19 protein-coding genes and 2 pseudogenes are annotated in these 21,280 nt (G+C 64.5%); 12 read left to right on the forward strand and 9 right to left on the reverse strand.

What is annotated here, in order from left to right; all coding sequences use genetic code 11:
• Positions 1–259: 259 nt before the first annotated feature.
• The 5 genes and pseudogenes from WAQ08_RS07790 to WAQ08_RS07810 all read left to right on the forward strand — a co-directional run bounded on the left by WAQ08_RS07790 (position 260) and on the right by WAQ08_RS07810 (position 5,118).
• A complete protein-coding gene (locus WAQ08_RS07790; protein ID WP_422190645.1) occupies positions 260–1,111 on the forward strand; it encodes a hypothetical protein in 852 nt (283 codons plus the stop codon).
• 125 nt (positions 1,112–1,236) lie between these two features.
• A pseudogene (istA, locus tag WAQ08_RS07795) lies at positions 1,237–2,768 on the forward strand (IS21 family transposase).
• On the forward strand, positions 2,758–3,549 hold the full coding sequence (istB, locus tag WAQ08_RS07800; protein WP_422190647.1) for an IS21-like element helper ATPase IstB: 792 nt from the start codon (positions 2,758–2,760) through the stop codon (positions 3,547–3,549). Before istA ends, istB begins: the two are co-directional and overlap by 11 nt.
• A gap of 331 nt (positions 3,550–3,880) precedes the next feature.
• Entirely contained in the window at positions 3,881–4,561 is a 681-nt protein-coding gene (locus WAQ08_RS07805; RefSeq protein WP_422190649.1) for a helix-turn-helix transcriptional regulator, read from the forward strand.
• Positions 4,558–5,118 carry a DUF6036 family nucleotidyltransferase gene (locus WAQ08_RS07810; protein WP_422190651.1) on the forward strand — a complete coding sequence of 187 codons (561 nt, stop codon included), beginning with the start codon at positions 4,558–4,560 and terminating at the stop codon, positions 5,116–5,118. Before WAQ08_RS07805 ends, WAQ08_RS07810 begins: the two co-directional genes overlap by 4 nt.
• Positions 5,119–5,138: 20 nt before the next feature.
• Here the strand turns inward: WAQ08_RS07810 and WAQ08_RS07815 are convergent, their stop codons facing one another.
• Positions 5,139–5,765: a hypothetical protein gene (locus WAQ08_RS07815; protein ID WP_422190653.1), complete on the reverse strand. Its 627-nt coding sequence runs from the start codon at positions 5,763–5,765 to the stop codon at positions 5,139–5,141.
• Positions 5,766–6,016: 251 nt separating this feature from the next.
• On the opposite strand from WAQ08_RS07815, the gene WAQ08_RS07820 reads away from it, so the two are divergent.
• The 5 genes from WAQ08_RS07820 to WAQ08_RS07840 all read left to right on the forward strand — a co-directional run bounded on the left by WAQ08_RS07820 (position 6,017) and on the right by WAQ08_RS07840 (position 8,754).
• Positions 6,017–6,277: a type II toxin-antitoxin system ParD family antitoxin gene (locus WAQ08_RS07820; protein WP_422190655.1), complete on the forward strand. Its 261-nt coding sequence runs from the start codon at positions 6,017–6,019 to the stop codon at positions 6,275–6,277.
• Positions 6,274–6,597, forward strand: coding sequence for a hypothetical protein (locus WAQ08_RS07825; RefSeq protein ID WP_422190657.1), 324 nt, complete (start codon positions 6,274–6,276; stop codon positions 6,595–6,597). The genes WAQ08_RS07820 and WAQ08_RS07825 overlap by 4 nt, the downstream gene beginning before the upstream one ends.
• Positions 6,598–6,839: 242 nt before the next feature.
• On the forward strand, positions 6,840–7,205 hold the full coding sequence (locus WAQ08_RS07830; protein WP_422190659.1) for a hypothetical protein: 366 nt from the start codon (positions 6,840–6,842) through the stop codon (positions 7,203–7,205).
• Between the two features lie 146 nt (positions 7,206–7,351).
• The gene (locus WAQ08_RS07835; RefSeq protein ID WP_422190661.1) at positions 7,352–7,660 is read left to right on the forward strand and encodes a hypothetical protein; all 309 of its coding nucleotides are present in this window, start codon (positions 7,352–7,354) and stop codon (positions 7,658–7,660) included.
• A gap of 293 nt (positions 7,661–7,953) precedes the next feature.
• Positions 7,954–8,754 carry a WecB/TagA/CpsF family glycosyltransferase gene (locus tag WAQ08_RS07840; protein WP_422190663.1) on the forward strand — a complete coding sequence of 267 codons (801 nt, stop codon included), beginning with the start codon at positions 7,954–7,956 and terminating at the stop codon, positions 8,752–8,754.
• Positions 8,755–8,817: 63 nt separating this feature from the next.
• Here the strand turns inward: WAQ08_RS07840 and WAQ08_RS07845 are convergent, their stop codons facing one another.
• From WAQ08_RS07845 to WAQ08_RS07855, 3 genes are all read right to left on the reverse strand, one after another.
• Entirely contained in the window at positions 8,818–9,597 is a 780-nt protein-coding gene (locus tag WAQ08_RS07845) for a HesA/MoeB/ThiF family protein (protein ID WP_422190665.1), read from the reverse strand.
• Positions 9,598–9,616: 19 nt separating this feature from the next.
• Complete coding sequence (locus WAQ08_RS07850; protein ID WP_422190667.1) at positions 9,617–11,062, reverse strand: S41 family peptidase; 1,446 nt, start codon at positions 11,060–11,062, stop codon at positions 9,617–9,619.
• Between the two features lie 238 nt (positions 11,063–11,300).
• On the reverse strand, positions 11,301–12,287 hold the full coding sequence (locus tag WAQ08_RS07855; protein WP_422190733.1) for an MBL fold metallo-hydrolase: 987 nt from the start codon (positions 12,285–12,287) through the stop codon (positions 11,301–11,303).
• Positions 12,288–12,468: 181 nt separating this feature from the next.
• Here WAQ08_RS07855 and WAQ08_RS07860 point away from each other — a divergent pair, with 181 nt between their 5' ends.
• Positions 12,469–15,306, forward strand: coding sequence for a CHASE domain-containing protein (locus WAQ08_RS07860; RefSeq protein WP_422190669.1), 2,838 nt, complete (start codon positions 12,469–12,471; stop codon positions 15,304–15,306).
• Between the two features lie 63 nt (positions 15,307–15,369).
• Here WAQ08_RS07860 and WAQ08_RS07865 read toward each other — a convergent pair whose 3' ends face one another.
• The 5 genes and pseudogenes from WAQ08_RS07865 to WAQ08_RS07885 form a co-directional block, all read right to left on the reverse strand.
• Positions 15,370–15,867, reverse strand: a complete 498-nt coding sequence (locus tag WAQ08_RS07865) for a cation transporting ATPase C-terminal domain-containing protein (protein WP_422190735.1) — start codon at positions 15,865–15,867, stop codon at positions 15,370–15,372.
• Positions 15,837–16,418, reverse strand: a complete 582-nt coding sequence (locus WAQ08_RS07870; protein ID WP_422190737.1) for a hypothetical protein — start codon at positions 16,416–16,418, stop codon at positions 15,837–15,839. The genes WAQ08_RS07865 and WAQ08_RS07870 overlap by 31 nt, the downstream gene beginning before the upstream one ends.
• A 30-nt stretch (positions 16,419–16,448) precedes the next feature.
• Positions 16,449–17,092, reverse strand: a pseudogene (locus tag WAQ08_RS07875) (HAD-IC family P-type ATPase); the annotation flags it as partial.
• On the reverse strand, positions 17,002–17,334 hold the full coding sequence (locus tag WAQ08_RS07880) for a cation-transporting P-type ATPase (RefSeq protein WP_422190671.1): 333 nt from the start codon (positions 17,332–17,334) through the stop codon (positions 17,002–17,004). The pseudogene WAQ08_RS07875 and the gene WAQ08_RS07880, both read right to left, overlap by 91 nt.
• Positions 17,335–17,669: 335 nt before the next feature.
• On the reverse strand, positions 17,670–18,665 hold the full coding sequence (locus WAQ08_RS07885) for a DMT family transporter (RefSeq protein WP_422190673.1): 996 nt from the start codon (positions 18,663–18,665) through the stop codon (positions 17,670–17,672).
• Positions 18,666–18,847: 182 nt separating this feature from the next.
• Here WAQ08_RS07885 and WAQ08_RS07890 point away from each other — a divergent pair, with 182 nt between their 5' ends.
• The gene (locus WAQ08_RS07890; protein WP_422190675.1) at positions 18,848–21,277 is read left to right on the forward strand and encodes a penicillin-binding protein 1A; all 2,430 of its coding nucleotides are present in this window, start codon (positions 18,848–18,850) and stop codon (positions 21,275–21,277) included.
• Positions 21,278–21,280 lie beyond the last annotated feature (3 nt).

The raw sequence follows: 21,280 nt of genomic DNA on the forward strand, positions 1-21,280 counted from the left end.
GCTATGCCTCTTTGGCTAAACCCCATCTTCAGCAGCGCTGATATCAGGTATCGTTCTTCTTGGGCGAGTTGTTTGTATTGCGTCATGGTGTCGCCCCTCTTCTTGCTGGAATCCGGGGCTCCATCACCTTGCCTTCAATTCGCCCACCTATTTCATGCGGTGTTGCACTTACCTTTTGAATCCGCGCCACCTGGATATGGTGCTCACACCAACGGCGAGATACCAATACCAACCTCACATCCAAAATCAGCTTATGAACATGAAATTAAAGGCTTTTGCACTGATGACCCTTGGCCTTGCTCTGACGGGATGCGGTCATTCGGAGATCGACGCAGTAAAGGCTACGGTTGTTCCTCAAGACTCAACGCACACCTACAGCACGGCCCTGTCAGAACGAGATTCATGCGAGAAAGATGAATGGCGCACATTCAAGGACAAAACGAACCGGACGGTGGTCGAGTATCGGTGCTTCCTGAAGAGCGGTGCCCAACTGCTCGCAACGTTACGCCAACAGAAGATTCGTGAAACCCAAAGCGACTACCAGGGCTACTACCGAGGTATCGATGCGAGCATTGAAGAGACCAAGAAAGGTCCAGAAACCTTCGAAAAAATATTAGCCGAGGCACAGGACAAGCTCGCACAAGCTCAAGCCGATGAAGCGAAAGCAAACGCAAAAGTCGGTTATGAAGACCCTATACAGGCCAAGCGGCGCGCCGCTGTCAATAGCGAAATGGGGCCAGTAGCCGGTGCCAATTTTTCTGTCCAGCAGGCTCAACAACACTTGAACGACGCCAAGGACAATCTCGAAAAGAGACTGGCTAGCATGCAGCAAGAGCGTTCCCGCTTCGAACAAGCCGAAAAGGCTGCACTCGTACAAATCGACAAGACGTATGACGGCGTTACCAAAGCAAGCGAGGTTTTCCAGTGGTTCGTCAAGACCAGCGAAGTCATTCCAGCTCAGGCCAGTGTCGAGTTTGAGAAACAGGACGGTAGCGTTACCCACCTAAACAAGGATTGGAATCTGACGATGCGGGATTTGCTCCACTATCGCGGCGAGGATCATGTCCGCTACGCACTCAATGCTCCTGGCACCAATGTGCCTGGCCAGTAGAGTGGCCTGGATGTTGATTTCCATCTCGAAGTGACCCAGCCACCCCGGTGATTTCCATCCAAATCTGACCCACGTATCAAGCCTAGCCTGCTGTTTTTTGCGGCAGGAGCACAGGAGTGATTGACGTGGCGACATTGAGTGTCATTAGACGTTGGGCACTGCGCGAGCGGCTGTCCATCCGTGAGATAGCCAGGCGCACAGGCCTGTCCCGCAACACCATCCGCAAGTACCTACGGGCCGACGAGGTGCTTCCCCAGTACAAGCCACGGGTGAGCGCCAGCCGACTTGACCCGTTCGCGGACAAACTGGCCGGCTGGCTCAAGACGGAGAGCAACAAGTCCCGCAAGCAGCGGCGCACCATCAAGCAGATGCATGCCGACCTGGTGGCATTGGGCTACGACGGCTCGTACAACCGCGTGGCCGCCTTTGCCAGGACCTGGCTGACCAAACGTCAGGAGGCGGAGAAGACCACCGGCCGAGGCACCTTTGTGCCGCTGACGTTCGGCCCTGGTGAAGCGTTCCAGTTCGACTGGAGCGAGGACTGGGCCGTACTGGGTGGCGAGCGCACCAAGCTTCAGGTGGCGCACTTCAAGCTGAGCTACAGCCGGGCCTTCGTTGTGCGGCCTACCTGCTTCAGACGCACGAGATGCTGTTCGATGCGCACAATCATGCCTTCCGCGTGTTGGGTGGGGTGCCGCGCCGAGGTATCTACGACAACATGAAGACCGCCGTGGACAAGGTTCGCCGCGGCAAGGAGCGCGACGTCAATGTGCGCTTCAGTGCCTTGGTCAGCCATTACCTGTTCGAGGCTGAGTTCTGCAATCCGGCCTCAGGCTGGGAGAAGGGCCAGGTCGAGAAGAACGTCCGTGATGCTCGCCATCGCCTGTGGCAGCCGGCCCCACAGTTCCCAGACATTGATGCCTTGAACATCTGGCTGGAGGCGCGCTGCCAGGTGCTGTGGTCCGAGATAGCCCACGGCAAGCTCAAGGGCTCGGTGGCTGACGCTTGGGCTACTGAGCAGCCGCAGCTGATGCAGGTGCTTCGCCCCTTCGATGGTTTTGTGGAGCACACCAAGAGGGTCTCCCCGACCTGCCTGGTCACCTTCGAGCGAATCCGCTATAGCGTGCCGGCTTCATATGCCAACCGGCCCGTCAGCCTGCGGGCCTACGCAGACCGCATCGTCATCGCAGCCGAAGGCAACATCATCTGCGAGCACCGACGGGTCATCGAACGAGGGCACAACGGTCCGGGCATCACCGTCTATGACTGGCGGCATTACCTTGCCGTGCTGCAGCGCAAGCCGGGGGCCCTGCGCAACGGTGCACCCTTCACCGAACTGCCCAACGCCTTCCAGCAGTTGCAAAAGGCTCTGCTCAAGAAGCCAGGCGGTGACCGTGAGATGGTAGATGTGCTGGCCCTGGTGCTGCTGCACGATGAGCAGGCCGTGCTCGCTGCGGTGGAGCTGGCCATGGAGGCTGGCGTGCCGACCAAGATGCACGTCGTCAACTTGCTGCATCGCCTGGTCGATGGCAAGAGCAGCGCACCGCCGCCGGTTAACGCACCGCAGGCGCTCCAACTCGTCAACGAGCCACAGGCCAACGTGCTGCGCTATGACGCACTGCGCAAGCCAGAGAGGAAGGTGGGCTATGCGTCATGACCCAGCCGTTGCCTCACTCGTCATCATGCTGCGCGAACTCAAGATGTCTGGCATGGCACAGGCCATCTCAGAGCTGGCTGAACAAGGGGCTCCGGCCTTCGAGGCAGCGCAGCCTGTGCTGGCCCAATTGCTCAAGGCTGAAATGGCTGAACGCGAGGTTCGGGCGGTGGCCTACCAGCTCAAGCAGGCGCGCTTGCCAGGCTACCGCGACCTGGCCGGCTTCCAGTTCGAGCACAGCGAAGTCAACGAAGCACTGGTACGCCAACTCCATCGAGGGGACTTCATGGACCAGACGCAGAACGTCGTGCTTGTAGGAGGTCCAGGTACGGGCAAGACACACCTGGCCACTGCCATCGCAGTGCAGGCCGTGGAGCATCAGCGGCGGCGAGTGCGCTTCTTCTCTACGGTGGAACTCGTGAACCATCTGGAGCAGGAGAAGGGCTGCAACAAGAGCGGCCAGATGGCGCACCGCTTGGCCCATATGGACATGGTGGTACTCGACGAATTGGGCTACCTGCCGTTCAGCGCCTGCGGAGGGGCATTGCTGTTCCATCTGCTAAGCAAGCTCTACGAGCGGACCAGCGTCGTCATCACGACGAACCTGAGCTTCAGTGAGTGGGCCAGCGTCTTCGGTGATGCCAAGATGACCACTGCACTGCTGGACCGCCTCGCGCACCACTGTCATATCCTTGAGACTGGCAACGACAGCTACCGGTTCAAGAACAGCTCTGCTCAACCCACCAAGAAGGAGTCCAAACCCAAGAAGTTACCCACAGCCTGAGCCATCAGAGGCTCAACAAAGGGTGGGTCAGAATTCGATGGAAACGGTGGGTCAGTTTTGGATGGAACTCAACAATATGATCTTCGTTAAAAGCGGAATCATAATCCACAGGTCAGGGGTTCGAGTCCCTGAAGCGCCACCAAAATTTATCTTTGTGCAGCAAGCACTTAGAACAGAAGCCACCCTCGCGGTGGCTTTTTGCTTTGCGTCCCCCACTTCGCCTGTAGGCGATCTGTAGGCAACTTTCCAACATTGGGCGCTTGCTGGGCACAGTGCTTCTTTGTCCAAAGCATTAGGCAAATTTACCTAATTTGATTAAGATAATGGACAAATGAACACCAACCTAGACAGCACGGCCGTACTGGAACGCCAACTGCTCCTGCAGTTGGGCGACAGGCTCAAGCGCTTGCGAAAAACGCAGGGCCTCGGCACGGTCGAAATGGCCAAGCGCGTGGGCATCTCCCGCACCACGCTCAGCGCTGTCGAGGCTGGGGACCCCGCCCCCTCCATCGGCACCTACCTCCGTGTGATGTCTGCCTTGGGCGTAGCCGGCGAGCTGGCGCTGCTGGCTGGGGATGCGCTGCAGCCAGCGCCAGCCGGATCTGCCGCAGCCCGATCGCGTCGGTCAAAGCCCGTTGTGCAAGTGCTGGTCTCGGCAGACGAGTCCCGCCATCAGGTGCAGGACCTGCAAAGCCTGGCCTTGCATGAGGAAGCCGTCCGCCTGGTTCGCGCAGATCCAGTCTTGCGGCGCACAGCTGAGGACACACTGGATCGATGGCTCCAAGCAGGAAACTCACGCTCCAACGGTCTCTGGCTGGAGTGGCGGGACATCCTGCGGGACGGGACGTGGCGCAAGGTGCTTGGCCGGACACGTCGGGCCCAAGAGCTTCGTCAGGCCTCCCCCCTCGTCACGGTGCTGCCTGAGCACGTGCGCCAAAGCGTTCTGGCCCAGGTGAGCAGCCTGAAAAAGGGCATCTCGCTGGGCAATGCTTCGAACGAGGTGACGCCATGACTCGGGAAGAGCTCGAGCACATCATCCGAGCCAGCGCAGACGTCACGGACCAATACGAGTTCATGATCGTGGGCAGCCAGTCGATCCTAGGCCCCGTGCCCAATCCGGAAGAGGTGTTCACCATGTCAGCCGAGGCAGACATCTACCCGCTGCAGGCTCCGGAGCTGGCTGACAAGATCGAGGGGACGCTGGGCGAAGGCTCGCAGTTCCATGTGACCTATGGCTACTACGCCCAAGGTGTCGGGCCGGAGACCGCCGTGCTGCCCCAGGGCTGGATAAACCGCGTGCACCGAGTCCAGAGCGAGTCAACCAATGGCCGCGTGGGCTACTGCCTGGATGTGGCCGACCTCTTCATGTCCAAGGCAGCCGCAGGCCGGGATAAGGACCGCGTGTTCTGCATGGCCCTGCTTGAGCACCGCTACGTCACCGTCGCTCAGGTTCTGGACTCGGTGGCGGCAATGCCACTCGATGCAGAGGAACAGCGCCGGCTTCGCGGAACCATACGCCGATGGGTAAAGGCACTGAATGAGGCCGGCCACGGCCTCGCAGAGACATAACGACAAGCCGCACCCAGCCCTCAGTTCCGCGCCCAGCCGAACTCTCGCAGGATGAAGCTGATCGCATGGACTGATGCCTCTGCGTCCTCGTCCTGGGCGAGCCTGTAGCCTTTCGTCTCCTGCTCGTTCGCTTTGCCTCGCGGGTGCAGCCGCGCAATCATCTCTCCTACCCCTGCCACAGCCCCGCATCGGTAGGGATCCTCTCGCACACGCTTCACCAAAGCGCCAAGGTCATCGCTCAGGACCTTCGACTCAGCGCCGTTACTGACCAACCAGCGGCCGATCAGCGCAACAGCAGCGTTGCGGCACTGGTCGATTGCTGAGATGGCGCTCTCTCGAAATGCCGCATCCAGCACGCGGTCGATGGCCCGCTGGATAGGAGCCTGGTGCTCCTCTGGAATCGCCTCGTGCCGGAGCTCGGGCAGGATTCCAAACGCAGAGAGCGCTTTCAGCGTCACCAGCACGCCGTCTCCCAAGACTCGCTCAACCTGCACGATCCGCCACAGCGACCAAGACCTGGCATCTCCAAAAGCGAGCGACAGGCCATTTCCGGCTTGGGGCTTGCTCAGCAAGGTCTGGCACTGCCAGTAGTGAAAGAGTGTCTTCGTCAGCGTCTCCCCTCTATGAAGGCTGACAAGGTTGTTCACATTCGCGGGATGTCCTCTCGTCACGCAGCCGTGGTCAGGTTGGACAGCCGCTCGCGCAGTGCCCAACGTCTAATGACACTCAATATCGCCACGTCAATCACTCCTGTGCTCCTGCCGCAAAAAACAGCAGGCTAGGCTTGATACGTGGGTCAGATTTGCATGGAAATCACCGGGGTGGCTGGGTCACTTCGAGATGGAAATCAACAAACCGCCCAAATTGACAAACTTTGCCATTCGTCCACAATATGCTCATGAGCACCAAAAGCCCCACCATGAACGTCTCGCTCACCGATGCCTTGCGGGATGTTGTTGACGAGCGCCTGCGTTCCGGTCTGTATGGCAACGCCAGTGAGTACGTGCGGGAATTAATTCGGCGCGATGAGGAATCTGCCAGGCAGCTTCGCGCGCTGTACCAAGCCGGTATCGACAGCGGTGAGTCGGTCCCGATGTCTGATGGGGACTGGGCGGCTCTCCGTGCGGTTGCTCGTTCGCCAGCCTTCGGGCAGGCATGAAGCCGATTCACCGCCGCCCTGCCGCCATTGAAGACATGATTCGCCAGGTGGCATATCGACGCAATGCCGCCGGAGAAGTCTCCGCCGCCACGCTGGTCAATGAGATGCAAGAGTGTCTGCTGTCGATTGCAGAGGCACCTTCCACTGGCTCTCGGCGCATCGGGCAGTTACTTGGCGTCCCTGAGCTTCAGTGGAAGCGAGTGGGCAAAACCAAGCTGTGGTTCTGGTATGTGGAAGAGGACGTCCATATCGATGTCATCCGGCTGGTGAGCACGGATCAACTTCCCCGCCAGGCCATGCTGCCGGATGATCTGCATTGATCGCTTCGCGGGTTGTCAACAAAGTGTCAACGGCATAGCTGGATAACGCGGATACAATGCGGCCTGTCGATGGCTAAATCGTTGATTTGCTGGACTAATGCGGCGGTTCCAAAGGGAATCATAATCCACAGGTCAGGGGTTCGAGTCCCTGAAGCGCCACCACAGACAAAAAAGCCTTCTAAGTCAATCACTTAGAGGGCTTTTCCGCTTTTCGGTGTGCCGATCAGTGATCCGGTCCACCAATGCACAAGCTCCCGCATGTTTGCAAGTCACGTCATGGCGCCTGGTACATCCGCTGCCAGGAAGACGGCAAAGAATCACGCATCTCACTACGCACAAAAGACTGGCATCGTGCCAAAGTTCTAGCTCTCAAGTTCAATCTTGCATGGGCTATGGGCATCAAGAAATTTGACGTGATCTTTCCCTCTGGGCTCACGGTCAGGGACATCAACACGGATGACGACTTGGACCGGCTGGGCCGGTTCATGGAGATGCCCCAGGTCAAACAACAACTAGCATCTACCCCCTACACAGGGGGAGCCTTTGAAAGAGGCCACCGCACTGCGTTCGCCCAGCGCATTGGCTCAGCGGTCAAAGCTCTTCAGTGATGTTGTTTCGCTTTACGTGGCAGAGAAGGCGCTAGACAACGCTCATCGGCGTCGGCTTCACGTTCGGCAACCAGCTGGGCGGCAAGCTCTCGGACATCTCGATCAAGAAGACGATCGTCGGCTTTCTGGCATTAGAGGCCATCTTGATGATCGCGCTGCCCCAACTTGCCCAGACCACGGTGGGGGCAGCTATCGGGCTCTTCATCTGGGGCACGGCGGCGTTTGGGCTGGTGCCGCCCATCCAGATGCAGGTTATGCGGGTCGCCCACGAAGCCCCCGGCCTGGCCTCGTCCGTAAACATCGGCGCCTTCAACTTCGGCAATGCCATCGGCGCGGCACTGGGTGCGGCGGTGCTTGGCAGGGGATTCGGCTACGCCACCGTGATGTACGCCGGCGCGGTGCTCGCCCTTGTCACGCTGACCCTGGTGCTCTGGTCTTCTCGGCAACCGAAGTGAATTTCACTGGCCAGCAACCTGCCACCCAGCCCGATTGCAGGCACGTCGATCAACCAACCGTTTCCAGCATCCGTTGATCTATGCCCACTCAAACCCGAGTACTCACCCCCGAAACGGGGGGACGTCCCGCTTCGGGAAAATTACCCAAATGGACCGTTTTTCCAGGAGAAACCCGCACAAAACACGGTAATTCGCACACTCCGCGTACAACGCCCCTAGGTTTGCCCTGAGCGGAGGAAAGGGTACCTGCGTTAGAGTTGTGTCCAAACGATGGTGAGAGCAAGACATACACCATGAAACCCTCGAACTACAGCATTTACCTCCAGACGTTGAAGCAGCGCACGCGGCGATCCGGTGCCACCGTGCTGTCGACGTTCATCGACGCGATTGACTGGGACCAGGCGCTGGCGCGCTTGGCCACCTGGGCGCGTCAGCGTGAATCTCGCTACGTCTGCCTGTGCAATGTCCACTCCGTGGTCACCGCCGACAGCGACCCGAAGTTCCACGACGTGCTGGCAGGTGCAGACTTGGCCTTGCCCGACGGCGCACCGGTGGCCTGGGTGCTGAGCAACTCGGGCTTTGAGGACCAGCAACGCATCAATGGCCCCGACCTGATGTGGCGCTACATGAAGGTTGCCGAAGAACTCGGCCAGTCCGTGTTCTTCTACGGCAGCACCCAGCACACGCTGGACAAGCTGCAAGTGGCGGTGCGCAAGAGCTTCCCCACCCTGCGTATCGCCGGCATGATCTCTCCGCCCTTCGGCGCCGAGATGCAGGCACAGGATCAGGCGCACGTGGACGCCATCAACCACTCGGGCGCCCACGTGGTGTTCGTGGGCCTGGGCTGCCCCAAGCAGGAAGCCTGGATGGCCGACCACAAGGGCCGCATCTCCGCTGTGATGATCGGTGTGGGCGCCGCCTTCGATTACCACGCCGGCACGCTGCGTCGCGCCCCGGTGTGGATGCAGAACAATGGCCTGGAATGGCTGTACCGCCTGGCCAGCGAGCCTCGCCGCCTGTTCAAGCGCTACCTGGTCACCAACTCGGTGTTCGTCTACAAGCAGGCCATGAACTGGGTGGCTGGCGCCAAGTAAGCGCCGCCGGGCTCACCCTGCCAACACACGCCCTGCACCGGCTCGGTCAGGGCGTTGTGCTTTTCAGGGGTGGCGGGCGCAGACAGGGCAACCCGGGTCGCGGCGCACCGCCAGCGACGTGACCTGCCAACTGCGCCCATCGACCATCAGCAGGCGACCTGCCAAAAGCGTCTGCCCGCTGCCGGGATCCGCATCCAGGCCCGCCAGCAGCTTGATGGCCTCACCCGCCTGCAACACCCCCATCATGCCCACCAAGGGCGCGAACACGCCCAGCAGGGCGCAGCGCGCCTCTTCCGGCGGGGCATCGGGCGGGAACAGGCAGGCGTAGCAGGGCGATTCAGGGCGGCGCGGGTCGTACACGCTGATCTGGCCATCAAAACGCACGGCCGCGGCCGCCACCAGCGGCACGCCGGCCTGGCGGCACACACGGTTGATCAGGTGGCGGGTGTCGAAGCGGTCGGTGCAATCCAGCACCACGTCGGCCTGCGGCACCCAGTTGGACAGCAGGGCCTCATCGGCAGCCTGGGCCAGGGCCCGTACCTGCACGCCGGGATTGAGCTGGGCCAGGGCCTGCCGGGCGGAGTCGACCTTGGACTGGCCGATGCGCTCCGTGGTGTGCGCGATCTGGCGCTGCAGGTTGGTCAGGTCCACCGTGTCGTGGTCGACCACGGTGATGCGCCCCACCCCGCTACTGGCTAGGTAGATCAGCGCCGGAGCGCCCAGGCCGCCCGCGCCGATCACCAGCGCGTGCGATGCCTGCAGCCGCTCCTGAGCCTCTTCGGACCATTCGTCGAGCAGCAGGTGGCGGCTGTAGCGCAGCCGCTGGCTGTCGTCGAGGGTCACGCGAACAGCATCCGGGGGATCACTCGGGCGTGTTGGCGTCCTCGGGCTTGCGCTCGGTCATGGTCTTGGAGACCAGCACGGGCTTGCCCTTGAGGCGGTTGAGTGCCTGTTGCAACTGGAAGTCTTCCTCGCTGCCGAACTCGGGCAGGGGCTTGGGCTTCTCGTCTTTCTTGGCGGCCGCCTCTTCCAGCTTCTTGATGGCCTCTTCGCGCGCCTTTTCACGGGCGGCGTCCTTGACCTCGGCGCCCTGGCCGCTGGCGATGTGCTTCTCCAGATCGGCCTCGCGCATGCGCAGCGCGCCGAACAGATTGCCGTCGGCAGTTTCGTCCACCATCACGTCGGGCACGATGCCCTTGGCCTGGATGGAGCGGCCGCTGGGCGTGTAGTAGCGCGCGGTGGTGATCTTGAGGGCCGTGTCGGCGGTGAGCTGGCGCACGGTCTGCACCGAGCCCTTGCCGAAGGTCTGGGCGCCCATCACGGTGGCGCGCTTGTGATCCTGCAGGGCACCAGAGACGATCTCGGAAGCCGAGGCCGAGCCTTCGTTCACCAGCACCACCAGCGGCACGGTCTTCAGGCCAGCGGGCAGGCGCGACAGCGGGTCGGCGCCCATGCGGCGGGAATAGTCCTCAGGGCGGGCCAGGAACTTCTGCTTGGATTCAGGCAGCTGACCATTGGTGGTCACGACCACCACATCCTTGGGCAGGAAGGCCGACGAGATGGCCACGGCGCCTTCGAGCAGGCCGCCCGGGTCATTGCGCAGGTCGAGCACCAGGCCCTTGATCTTCGGATCCTCGGCGTAGAGCTTGGTCACCTTGGCGACGAAATCCTCGACGGTGCGGTCCTGGAACTGGCTCACGCGCACCCAGGCGTAACCGGGCTCGACCAGCTTGGTGCGCACGCTCTGCACGCGGATCTCTTCACGCGTGATGGTGACAGGGAAGCTGCGGTTCTCGTTCTTGCGGAAGATGGTGAGCAGCACCTTGGTGTTGGGCTCGCCGCGCATGCGCTTGACGGCCTGGTCCATGGTGAGGCCCTTGACGAAGGTCTCGTCGATCTTGGTGATCAGGTCGCCGCTCTTGAGGCCGGCGCGGAAGGCGGGCGAGCCTTCGATGGGCGAGACGATCTTGACCAGGCCGTCATCCATGCCGATCTCGATGCCCACGCCGACGAACTTGCCGGTGGTGCCTTCGCGGAATTCCTTGAAGGTGGTCTTGTCGAAATACTGCGAGTGCGGATCCAGGCCCGCGACCATGCCGCCGATGGCATCGCTGATGAGCTTTTTCTCATCCACGGGCTCGACGTAGTCGGTCTTGACCATGCCGAACACGGCGGCCAGCTGCTGCAGCTCTTCAAGGGGCAATTGCGGCGCGGCGTTGCGCGCGGTGGCCTGGAACTGGAGGGTGGTCAGGCCGCCGGCCAGCGCGCCCACGGCCACCCAGCCTGCGATCTTGAATTTGGAGGTCATCGTCTCTTGCCTCGAGCTGCACAAAAGGGTGCCTGTACAGGTGCCTGTGAAAAGCGAACACCCACAGGCTTCCCAGTATAGGAGAGCGGTGGGCGCTGCAAAGTTCAATCACGGGGTAAAGCGGGGTCAAATCGTGCGACGAAGGTCGCACATGCACACCTGAAGCCGGCCTTGTCGTGCAAAGCTGACGGGCGCGCCGCCATGGCGGAGAGCCCGTCAGTGTCGAGACAGCGCCGGTTCAGGGTGCGGGTGACCAGGGCGCGAAGTCGATGGGCACCCAGCTGTAACGCTGACGGCCATCGGCGCGAACATGGCCCAGACCAGGGAACGGTAGGTGCATGCCGGCCACCAGCAGGTCCGCATCCTTGGCGGTCCAGGCCAGCAGGGCCTTGCGCGTGCGTGCGGCCACGGCCGGGTCGCTGTCGAACTCGATGGTGACTTCGGGCTGCGGCATCTGCACGGCCACGTTGTGAATCAGGTCACCCCAGATCAGCAGGCGCTGTCCCTTGGATTCGACCAGGTAGGCCGTGTGGCCAGGGGTGTGACCGGGCGCCGGCAAGGCCTTGAAGCCCGGCAGGACCTCGGAGGTGCCGGTGAAGGTCTTGAGCGCACCGGCCTTGGCGTAGGGGGCGGTGGCATCCTGCGCGAGCTTGTAGCCGCCCTTGCGGGCCTCGGGCGCCTTGGCGATGGCATCCGCCGCCAGCCAGTGCTCGGCCTCGGCCTGGGAGACGTACACCGTCGCCTTGGGAAACAGGCGCTGGCCGTCCGTGCCCAGCAGGCCGCCCACGTGGTCGCCATGCAGGTGGGTGATCAGCACGGCATCGACCTGGGCCGGCTCGTAACCCGCCGCCTTGAGGTTGGCCGCCACCTGGCCCAGCGTGGGGCCGAAGGCCTTGGCCGCGCCGGTGTCCACCAGCACGAGCTGGCTGCCGGTGTTGACCAGGAAGGCGTTGACGGCCGTGGGCGTGGGGTTGCCACGGAACTGCTGGGCCAGCAGTTTCTGGATGTCACCGGCGCGCAGGTTCTTGAGCAGCTTGGTGTCGAGCTTGATCTGGCCGTCGTGCAGCACGGTCAGCTCGAAATCACCCAGCGCATGCCGGTAATAGCCGGGCACCTGGGTCTTGACCTGGGGCGCCTCGGCACGCGCCGGCACCGAGGCCAAAGGCCACAAGGCAGCCACCGTCAACAAGGCTTTACCCGCCCACCAGGCGGCACGCCGGGACATTGTGTGCATGGAATGCTCCTCCCACAGGGGTCAGTGAAATATTGGCACGCCCGAAGTCTAGGGGCACAAACAACATTCAGGCCAGCGCTACACAAAAGCCCTATCTCCCCGCCAAGCTCTGTCGGATACTCTGGGATCACGCGTTGCTCCCCGAACTCCAACATTGGCCACACCCCACCCCATGCCCGAGGCATTCGCGCCCCACGGACGCTGGTCCAAGGCCATCGCGACCTACCTGATCTACGTGGCTGCGGGCGCGGTGTCGCTGACGCTGTCCACCTCCGAAGACACCATCTCCCTGCTGTACCTGGCCGCAGGCTTCGGCCTGGCCTGTGTGCTGTGCTGGGGGCGGCTGCAGGCAGTGGCTGTGGGGCTGGGCTCGCTCACAGTAGGGGCTTTGGGCATATTGCAGGGCGTGCAGGGCGAATCGGGCCTGCAGCACTGGGGCCAATGGGCGGGCCTGGCGGCCAGCGGTGTCGGCGGCGGCCTGCAGGCCTGGGCCGCGGCCCGCTGGGTGCAAGGCCCTGACGAAAACGCTCCCCTGCCGCTGGACAACCTGCGCGACATCACCCGTTTCATGCTGCTGGCCGGACCGCTGTGCAGCGTGATCAACCCGGTGCTGACCTCCACCACCCTGGTGCTCACGGGGGCCACACCGTACACGGAATGGCTGCCCCTGATGGCCAGTTGGTGGGCTGGCGACATGCTGGGCGTGCTGATGGGCACCCCCCTGCTGCTGACCCTGTGGGGCCGCCCTGAACGGCTGTGGCGCCAGCGGCGATTCGTGGTCGGCATGCCGCTGCTGGCCTCGTCGATCCTGCTGGGTCTGGGCATCCGCCAGATCCAGGATTGGGATAGCGAGCGCGAGGATGCTGCCTTCCGCCTGCACGCCGAGGCCACCACCAATGCGATGCGGCTGCGCCTGAACTCCTACTTGGCCGCCCTCGAATCGATGCGCGGCATCTACGACGCCTCCGACAGCGTCGAACGTGATGAATTCCGGCGTGCCTCCAGCAGTTGGCTGCGCCAGTTGCCAGGCACCCAGGCCCTGGGCTGGACGGAACGGCTCAACAGCAACCGCCTGGAGATCTTCGAGCTGCAGCAGCGCGCGGAAGGCGCACAGGGCTACCGCGTGTTCGACCAGCCTGGCCGCGTCGCGCCCAAGGGCAGCGAATTTGCCGCGATCCGCTTCATCGAGCCGCTGGACGGCAACGAGGCGGCCCTGGGTATGAACGTCCTGTCGGTGCAGCAGGCGCGCCAGACTTACCTGCAGGCCGTGCTCAGCAACCAGCCGGTGGCCTCCCAGGGCCTGCGGCTGGCGCAGGAGCGCGGCCAGCAGATGGGCGTGGTGATCTACCGGGCCGTCTACCGCAGCCCCAATGTGCTGGCCTCCGACCGCAGTGCCACGGCCATGGGCGTGGTGTTCCTGGCGCTGCGCATGGACGACGCCCTGGTGGCCATGCTCAAGGACATGCCGCTGTTCATGCAGGCCTGCCTGCTGGACCGCAGCGAGCCCGGCGAACCCATGTTTCTGGCCGGCACGCCCGGCTGCGCACCGGAAAGCAAATCATCGGTGGCGCACCACTCCTTGGTGGTCCCTTTGACCTTCGCGCAGCGTGAATGGGCCTTGAAACTGTGGTCCGTGGGACCGGTGCCCTCGGTGGGCGGGCGGGCCACCGCCTGGCTGTTCGCCATCGGCGGCGTGGGCTTCGCGGCCGCCCTGGGCACCTTGCTGCTGATGGTCACGGGCCATGCCGAGCGCATGAACACCGCCATCGACGATGCGCGCCTGCAGCGCACCGCGGCCGAATCGGCCAACCAGGCCAAGAGCGATTTCCTCTCGCGCATGAGCCATGAGCTGCGCACGCCGCTCAACGCCATCCTGGGCTTCGCGCAGGTGATGAGCCTGGACCGCCGGCCTGCCTTGAGCCCAGCCCAGCACCATCGCCTGGAGCAGATCCAACAGGCCGGCTGGCACCTGCTGGACATGATCGATGACGTGCTGGACCTGTCCCGCATCGATGCGGGCACCTTGAAGCTGACCTCGGCACGCCTGCCCCTGCCGCCGCTGCTCGACGCCACCCGCGAGCTGGTGGACGAACTGGCCCGGCAAAAGCAGGTCTCGCTCACCATCGATGGCACCTTGCCCGCCGGCTGGGGCGTGCTGGCCGACGAGACCCGGCTCAAGCAGGTGCTCACCAACCTGCTCAGCAACGCCGTCAAGTACAACCGCCCCGGCGGCAGCGTGCATGTGCAGGCCGCACTGCTGAGCGGCCGCGGGGGCGAGCCTTCCATGGTCAACATCGTGGTGACCGACACCGGGCTGGGCATGAGCGAGGCGCAGCTGCAGCAGCTGTTCCAGCCCTTCAACCGCCTGGGCCGCGAGAAAAACTCGCCCGACGGCACGGGCATCGGGCTGGTCATCAGCCAGCATCTGGCGCAGTTGATGAACGGCCAACTGGAGGCCAGCAGCCGCGAAGGCGCGGGCTCCACCTTCACACTGAGCGTGCCGGCCGCTGCCCTGGCCCCGGAGCCCCCTGCGCCACCGCCTTCCAGCAAGGCAGCCGTGCCCGACAACGGTGTGGCCAATGCAGCGCGGGCCCAGCGACACGTGCTGTACGTGGAAGACAACGATGCGAACACGGCGGTGGTACAGGCGGCGCTGTCCAGCCGCGGCTGGATCCAGCTGTCGGTGGCGGCCACCATCGAGGCCGGGCTGGCCGCGCTGCACGACCGCCTGCGTGGGCCCCTGCCCCAACTGATCCTGCTGGACGTGCACCTGCCCGATGCCTCGGGCCTGGACTTCCTCAAGCTGGCCAAGGCCAACCCGGAGACACAGCACATCCCGGTGGTGATGATCTCGGCCGACGCCATGCCCGAGCAGATCGACAATGCGCTCAAGGCGGGGGCCGCGGCCTACCTGACCAAGCCGCTGCAGATCGCCGGCCTGCTGGCCATGGTGGACGATCTGCTCGCACCGCCGGCAGGCGCCAAGCCCGGCGGTGGCACGAACCTCTGAGGTAGCCCTCACCGCAATCAGCCAGCCTGCACCGCGCACGACAGAATCACCCGGCCAGCCCTCTCACAGGCTGGCCAACCGGTCGGCCATGCCCAGCCGGCGGATGACGAACTTCTCGAACTCCGCCACCACGAACACCATGGCACCGGCGGCCACCACCTTGGCCCAGTCCTGCCATGACAGCGCGGTCGAGCCGAACACCTGCTGCAGCACCGGCAGATGGGTGAAGGCCGCCTGCAAGGCGATCGACACGGCGATGACGCCCAGCACGTAGCGATTGCCCAGCAGGCCGCGCACATCGAATACGCTGCGCAGCAGGAAACGGCTGTTGAGCAGGTAGAACATCTCAGCCACCACCACGGCATTGACGGCCATGGTGCCCACCCGCAGTTCCAGCAGGAACAGGCCCATCGCCCCCGTCATCATCAGCACGGACACCATCAGCACCCGCCACACGAAGAAGCCCGGCAGCAGTGGCTGCGCCGGCGTGATCGGCAAGGGCAGCTGGAGCAGGATGGCCAGGATCACGATCAGGGCCTCGCCACCATTGGCGGGCAGCATGAAGAGCACGCACTTCTTGAGGTTGTCGTAGACAGCCCGCCCTTCACGCACGGCCGCGGCGATGGTTGCGAAGTTGCCATCGGCCAGCACCATGCCAGCAGCCTCCTTGGCCGCCTCGGTGCCCTTGAGGCCCATGGCCACGCCCACCTCAGGCCCTGGGCGGCGGTGTCGGTGGCCATGCGGCGCCAGTGGTCGGCATCGAGCGGCCGCTCGCCAGCGTGGGCCAGTTCGCGGTCGCACATGTCGAGCACACGCTCGGGCGCGCCCTTGAGAAACAGCCAGGATTGACCCTCAGCGTCCTGGTGGTGCGTGGCCATGTAGGGGTGCTGCGATTCGAAGGGGAGCGAATCCAGGCGGCGCCATTGCGCCTCGGCATCCTGGCGCATGCGGGCGTCGTTGCACAGCACACCGGCGCGCAAGGCCAATGACAACGCGGGGTAGCGTGCGGGCTCGATGATGCGCCCGTCGATGCTGCAATCACCCACCGGTGCGTAGCCCACGCCACCGACATCGAAGGCATGGCCGGCGCACACCACGCGCTGCACCGTCATCTCGTTGCGGGTGAGCGTGCCGGTCTTGTCGGAACAGATCACGGTGACCGAGCCCAGCGCCTCCACAGCCGGCAGGCGGCGCACGATGGCATTGCGGCGGGCCATGCGCTGCACGCCCAGCGCCGGCGTGACCGTCATGATGGCGGGCAGCCTCTCGGGGATGGCCGAGGCGGCCAGCGCCACCACCATCATGAACATGTCCGAGGCCGGCTGGCCGCGCCACCAGGTGCCCAGCACGAAGGTGGCCGCAGCCGCCGCCAGGATGACCACGGCCAGCCGCTGGCCGAAGCGGTCGATCTGGCGCATGAGCGGCGTGCTCAAGGCCTGGATGTCGGACAGCATCCGGTTGATCTGCCCCAGCTCGGTAGACGCGCCCATGGCCACGACGACACCGCAGGCCTGCCCGAAACGACCATGGTGCCGCTGTAGGCCATGCCATGCCGATCACCCACGGGGGCATCCACGGGCACGGCCTCGGTGCCCTTTTCCACGGGCAATGATTCGCCGGTCAAGGCGGCTTCTTGGACGCGCAGCTCCTTCACCTCGATCAGGCGCAGGTCGGCCGGCACCCGATCACCCGAGGTCAGCAGCACCAAGTCGCCCGGCACCAGCTCGGCCGCATCGATCTCGCAGCGCTGGCCATCCCGCGCCACGGTGGCGTGCGGCGAGAGCATCGCGCGGATCGCGTCCAGCACGGCCTCGGCATTGCCCTCTTGCCCTCTTGGATGAAGCCGATGACAGCATTGACCACCACCGCGGCGAGCAACACGCCCGTGTCCACCCAGTGCCCCAGGACCGCGGTCACCAGCGCCGAGCCCATCATCACGTACAGCAGCACGTTGTGGAACTGTATGAGCAGGCGCATCAGGGCGGAGCGGCGACGGGGCGGCGCCAGGCGGTTGGGGCCATGCGCCACCAGACGGCATGCGGCCTCGGCGTCATCGAGGGCCGGTCTGCAGGGCTTGCTCGACCTGCACCGGCGAGCGGGTGTGCCAGGCCACGCTGGCTTCAGCACTGGCTTGATCGGTTGCCATGGAACGTTCCGCCATCGCACCATCACTCCTTGACCGCCCTTCTGCCTTGACATCACCCTCAGGCCGCATGCTTCGAATCGAAGAGGTAGCCGGTGCCACCATGTACAACTGGCCCGATGTCACTCCTGCGCTTGGATAGTCACATGATTATCAAGATGCGCACGATGACCACGGCGTTTTCGGCTGCCGGAAAGCCGTGGGGAAAGGCCCGCCGGCCTCAGGGGTGGGGGTGGTCCAGCGGGCGGGCGTCCTGCCCATGGCCGGCCGGCGCCTCATGCCGGGCGTGCTGGCGCACCGCCCACACCACCCCGACCACCAGCAACACCATGGCCGCCACCTCCAGCGGGCGAGGCCACTGCCGGCCATAGACGAAGCCGTACAGCAGCGCGAACAGGGTCTCGAAGATGATGAGCTGCCCCGACAGCGTCACGGGCACCCGCCGGCTGGCGATGTTCCACAGTTGGTTGCCCACCATGGACGCCCCCAGCGCCAGCCCCACGTTGACCAGCCAGAACAGCGTCCAGTCACGCCCGCTGGCCGCGCCAGCCTCCCCGGTGATCCGCCCGCTGAACAGCGCCAGCCCCACCACGCCGATCACCAGCGCGATCACACCGCTGCTCAGGCCGTACAGGGCCGACCACTGGCCGCCCGTGAATTTGGGGTGCTGCTTCAGATAACGTGTGTTGTCCACCGTGTACCAGGACCAGCACAGCAAAGCCCCCAGTGCGCACAGCACGCCCACCACCCGCTGGCCCAGGGCATCGGCGGCGGCCGACGGCTCCGTGTGCGTGAACAGATCAACATTGATGCAGACCATGCCCAGCCCCGCCACAAGGAGCGGCCAGCGCAGCGCCTGCAGCGGCACGGCGCCGTGGTCACGCCGTCCCATCAGGGTGACGACCAGCGGCAGCAACCCGATGATCAGCGAGGTCGGCGCGATGCCCGCCCATTGCACGCCATAGGCCAGCAGCACGTAATAGACGATGTTGCCCGCCAGGGCCTGCCGCACCATGGCGGCCAGGTCGTGGCGGTCGATCAGCGCCAGCGTGCGCCGCAGGCCCGGCCCCAGGAACACCAGCGCGATCAGCCCGTAGCAGACATAGCGCCCCACCGACAGCTCCCAGGGTGAGAACGCCGGCAGCAGGCGGGGCGTGAGGAACACCAGCCCCCACAAGGCGCCCGCCATCAACCCGCACAACACCCCTGTCATCATCTGCGCACGCCCCGATCCCGCTTCACGAAAACAGCGGACCATAGCACCTGCACCGCGCTCGGGTGTCCGCGAACCGGCATACTGCGTAGGACAACGCCGACATCCCCAGGCGCCGGCGGCCGATGCCCAGATGGCCGTCAGCCTGTCAAGCTCACGCGCATGCCCCGCGACACCCTCACCCCATGAACCAACGATTGGGCCAAGTCCTGAAGTACACCGGCCTGGCCACGGCCGCCTTGTCTGTCATCGGTGCCATCTACGTGGCCTGGGTGGTCTCCCAGGCACCTCCCGTCACCGCGCTGGAAACCGCCACGCAGTCCATGCCTAGCGTCATCATGTCGAGCGACGGCAAGCAGCTCGGCCGCGTGCAGCAGAACCGCCGCGAGCCCGTCACGCTGGAGCAGATTTCGCCCTGGGTGATCCACGCGCTGATCGACACCGAAGACCACCGCTTCCGCGAGCACGACGGCGTGGACTGGCTGCGCACCGGCATGGCCATCTTGCGCACGGCCACCGGCCGCACCGAAGGCGGCTCCACGATCACGCAGCAGCTGGCGCGCAATGTGTTCCCGGAAGAGATCGGCCGCTCGCGCAACATCAGCCGCAAGATCAAGGAAGTCGTGACGGCGCGCCGCATCGAAAACCTGTACTCCAAGGACCAGATCCTCACGGCCTACCTCAACAGCGTGCCCTTCCTGTACAACGCCGTGGGCATCGAGGCCGCCGCGCGCACCTACTTCGACAAGCCCGCGCGCGAACTGAACCCGCGCGAGGCCGCCACCCTGGTGGGCATGCTCAAGGGCACCTACTACTTCAACCCCGTACAGAACCCGGACCGGGCGCTGGAGCGGCGCAACCTGGTGATGCGGCAGATGGTGCGCCGTGGCGACATGCCCCAGGCCATGTACGACGACCTGAGCGACGAGCCGCTGCAGCTGAAGTTCAAGCGCCTGGAGGATGCCCCCGACGCGGCGCCCCACTTCACCGCCTATGTGCGCAAGTGGCTGGAGACCTGGGCCGAAGGCACCGACCACGACCTGCTGCGCGATGGCCTGGTCATCCACACCACGCTGGATTCCCGCCTGCAGGAGGCCGCGGCCGAAGCCGTGGAAACCCAGGCGCAGGCCCTGCAGCTCGTGGCCGATGTCGAGTGGAGCCAGCAGGGCATGGCCATGCAGTCGCGCTCACTGGACGACTACGCCGACGCGGCCAAGCGCGCCAAGGCCTTCGACTACTTCTGGCGGTCCAAGGGCGGCGCCCTGCTGCAGGAGGCCCTGCGCAAGACCGACGAGTACCGCGCCCTGCGCAAGGCCGGCAACAACGACAAGGCCGCCCTGGCGGCCCTGCACGACGATGCCGACGTGCTCCAGCGTGTGCGCGCCAGCCTCACGCGCCTGGAGGCCGGACTGGTGGCCGTGGACCCGACCAGCGGCGCCGTGCGCGCCTGGGTGGGCAGCCGCGATCACGAGATCGAGCAGTACGACCACGTGGCCCAGGCCCAGCGCCAGCCGGGCTCCACCTTCAAGCCCATCGTCTACGCCACCGCGCTGCAGCAGGGCATTCCGGTGTCCAAGATCTACAGCGACACGCCCGTCAGCATCCCGCTGGGCAACGGCAAGACCTGGCGGCCCACCGACATGTCGGGCAGCAGCGGCCAGCCCATGACCATGTGGGAAGGCCTGGTCTATTCCAAAAACACCATCACCGCCCAGGTGATGCAGGAGGCCGGCCTGGACAACGTGGCCCAGTTGGCACGCGCCATGGGCATCACCGACAGCAAGCTCGACAAGGTGCTCTCGATGGCCCTGGGCACCAGCCCCGTCACCCTGCTGGAGATGGCCACCGTGTACGCCACCATCGCCGACGAAGGGCGCTACCGCCAGCCCTACGTGGTCGAGCGCATCACCGACAAGGATGGCAAGGTGCTGGCCGAGTTCGGCCCACAGCCGCCCAAGCAGGTGCTCACCACCGAGGTCGACAACGACCTGATCGACATGATGCGCGGCGTGGTGCGCCAAGGCACGGGCACGCTGGTGCGCAGCCGCTATGTGCCCGAAGGCGATCTGGCCGGCAAGACCGGCACCACGCAGAACAACATGGACGGCTGGTTCATGCTGATGACCCCCAAGCTGGTGACTGGCGCCTGGGTGGGCTTCAACGACCAGCGCGTGACCATGCGCAGCAGTTACTGGGGCCAGGGCGGCCACAGCGCGCTGCTGCTGGTGGGCGATTTCATGCGGCGCGCCGTGAAGAACAAGTGGGTGGACACCAAGACCGCCTTCGCCGCGCCCGAGCGCCCGCCCGTGATCGGCGGCACCAGTTGGGACGAAGCTCCCGAGGAAGTGATCGAGGGCGATGGCTACATGGGTGACATGGCCCCTGCCGATCCAGCGTCGAGCGATATGCCCGCCATGCCCGCGGAGTCGGGCGGCCTCACCGCCGATCCAGCCGGCGTGACGCCTCGCCCTACTCTGCCCGCAGGCGGCGACACGCCACGCTCCGCGCAGGAGCTGGGCGATGCGCTGCGCAACATGGGCCGTGACCCGGACACCGGCGCCCAGGTGCAACGGTCCCCGATGTCGGCCGAAGCGCCGAAAGCGACCGTCCCTTGATCC

Source organism: Aquabacterium sp., from assembly GCF_049274795.1.
In the GTDB taxonomy this organism is placed as follows: Bacteria; Pseudomonadota; Gammaproteobacteria; order Burkholderiales; family Burkholderiaceae_C; genus Aquabacterium.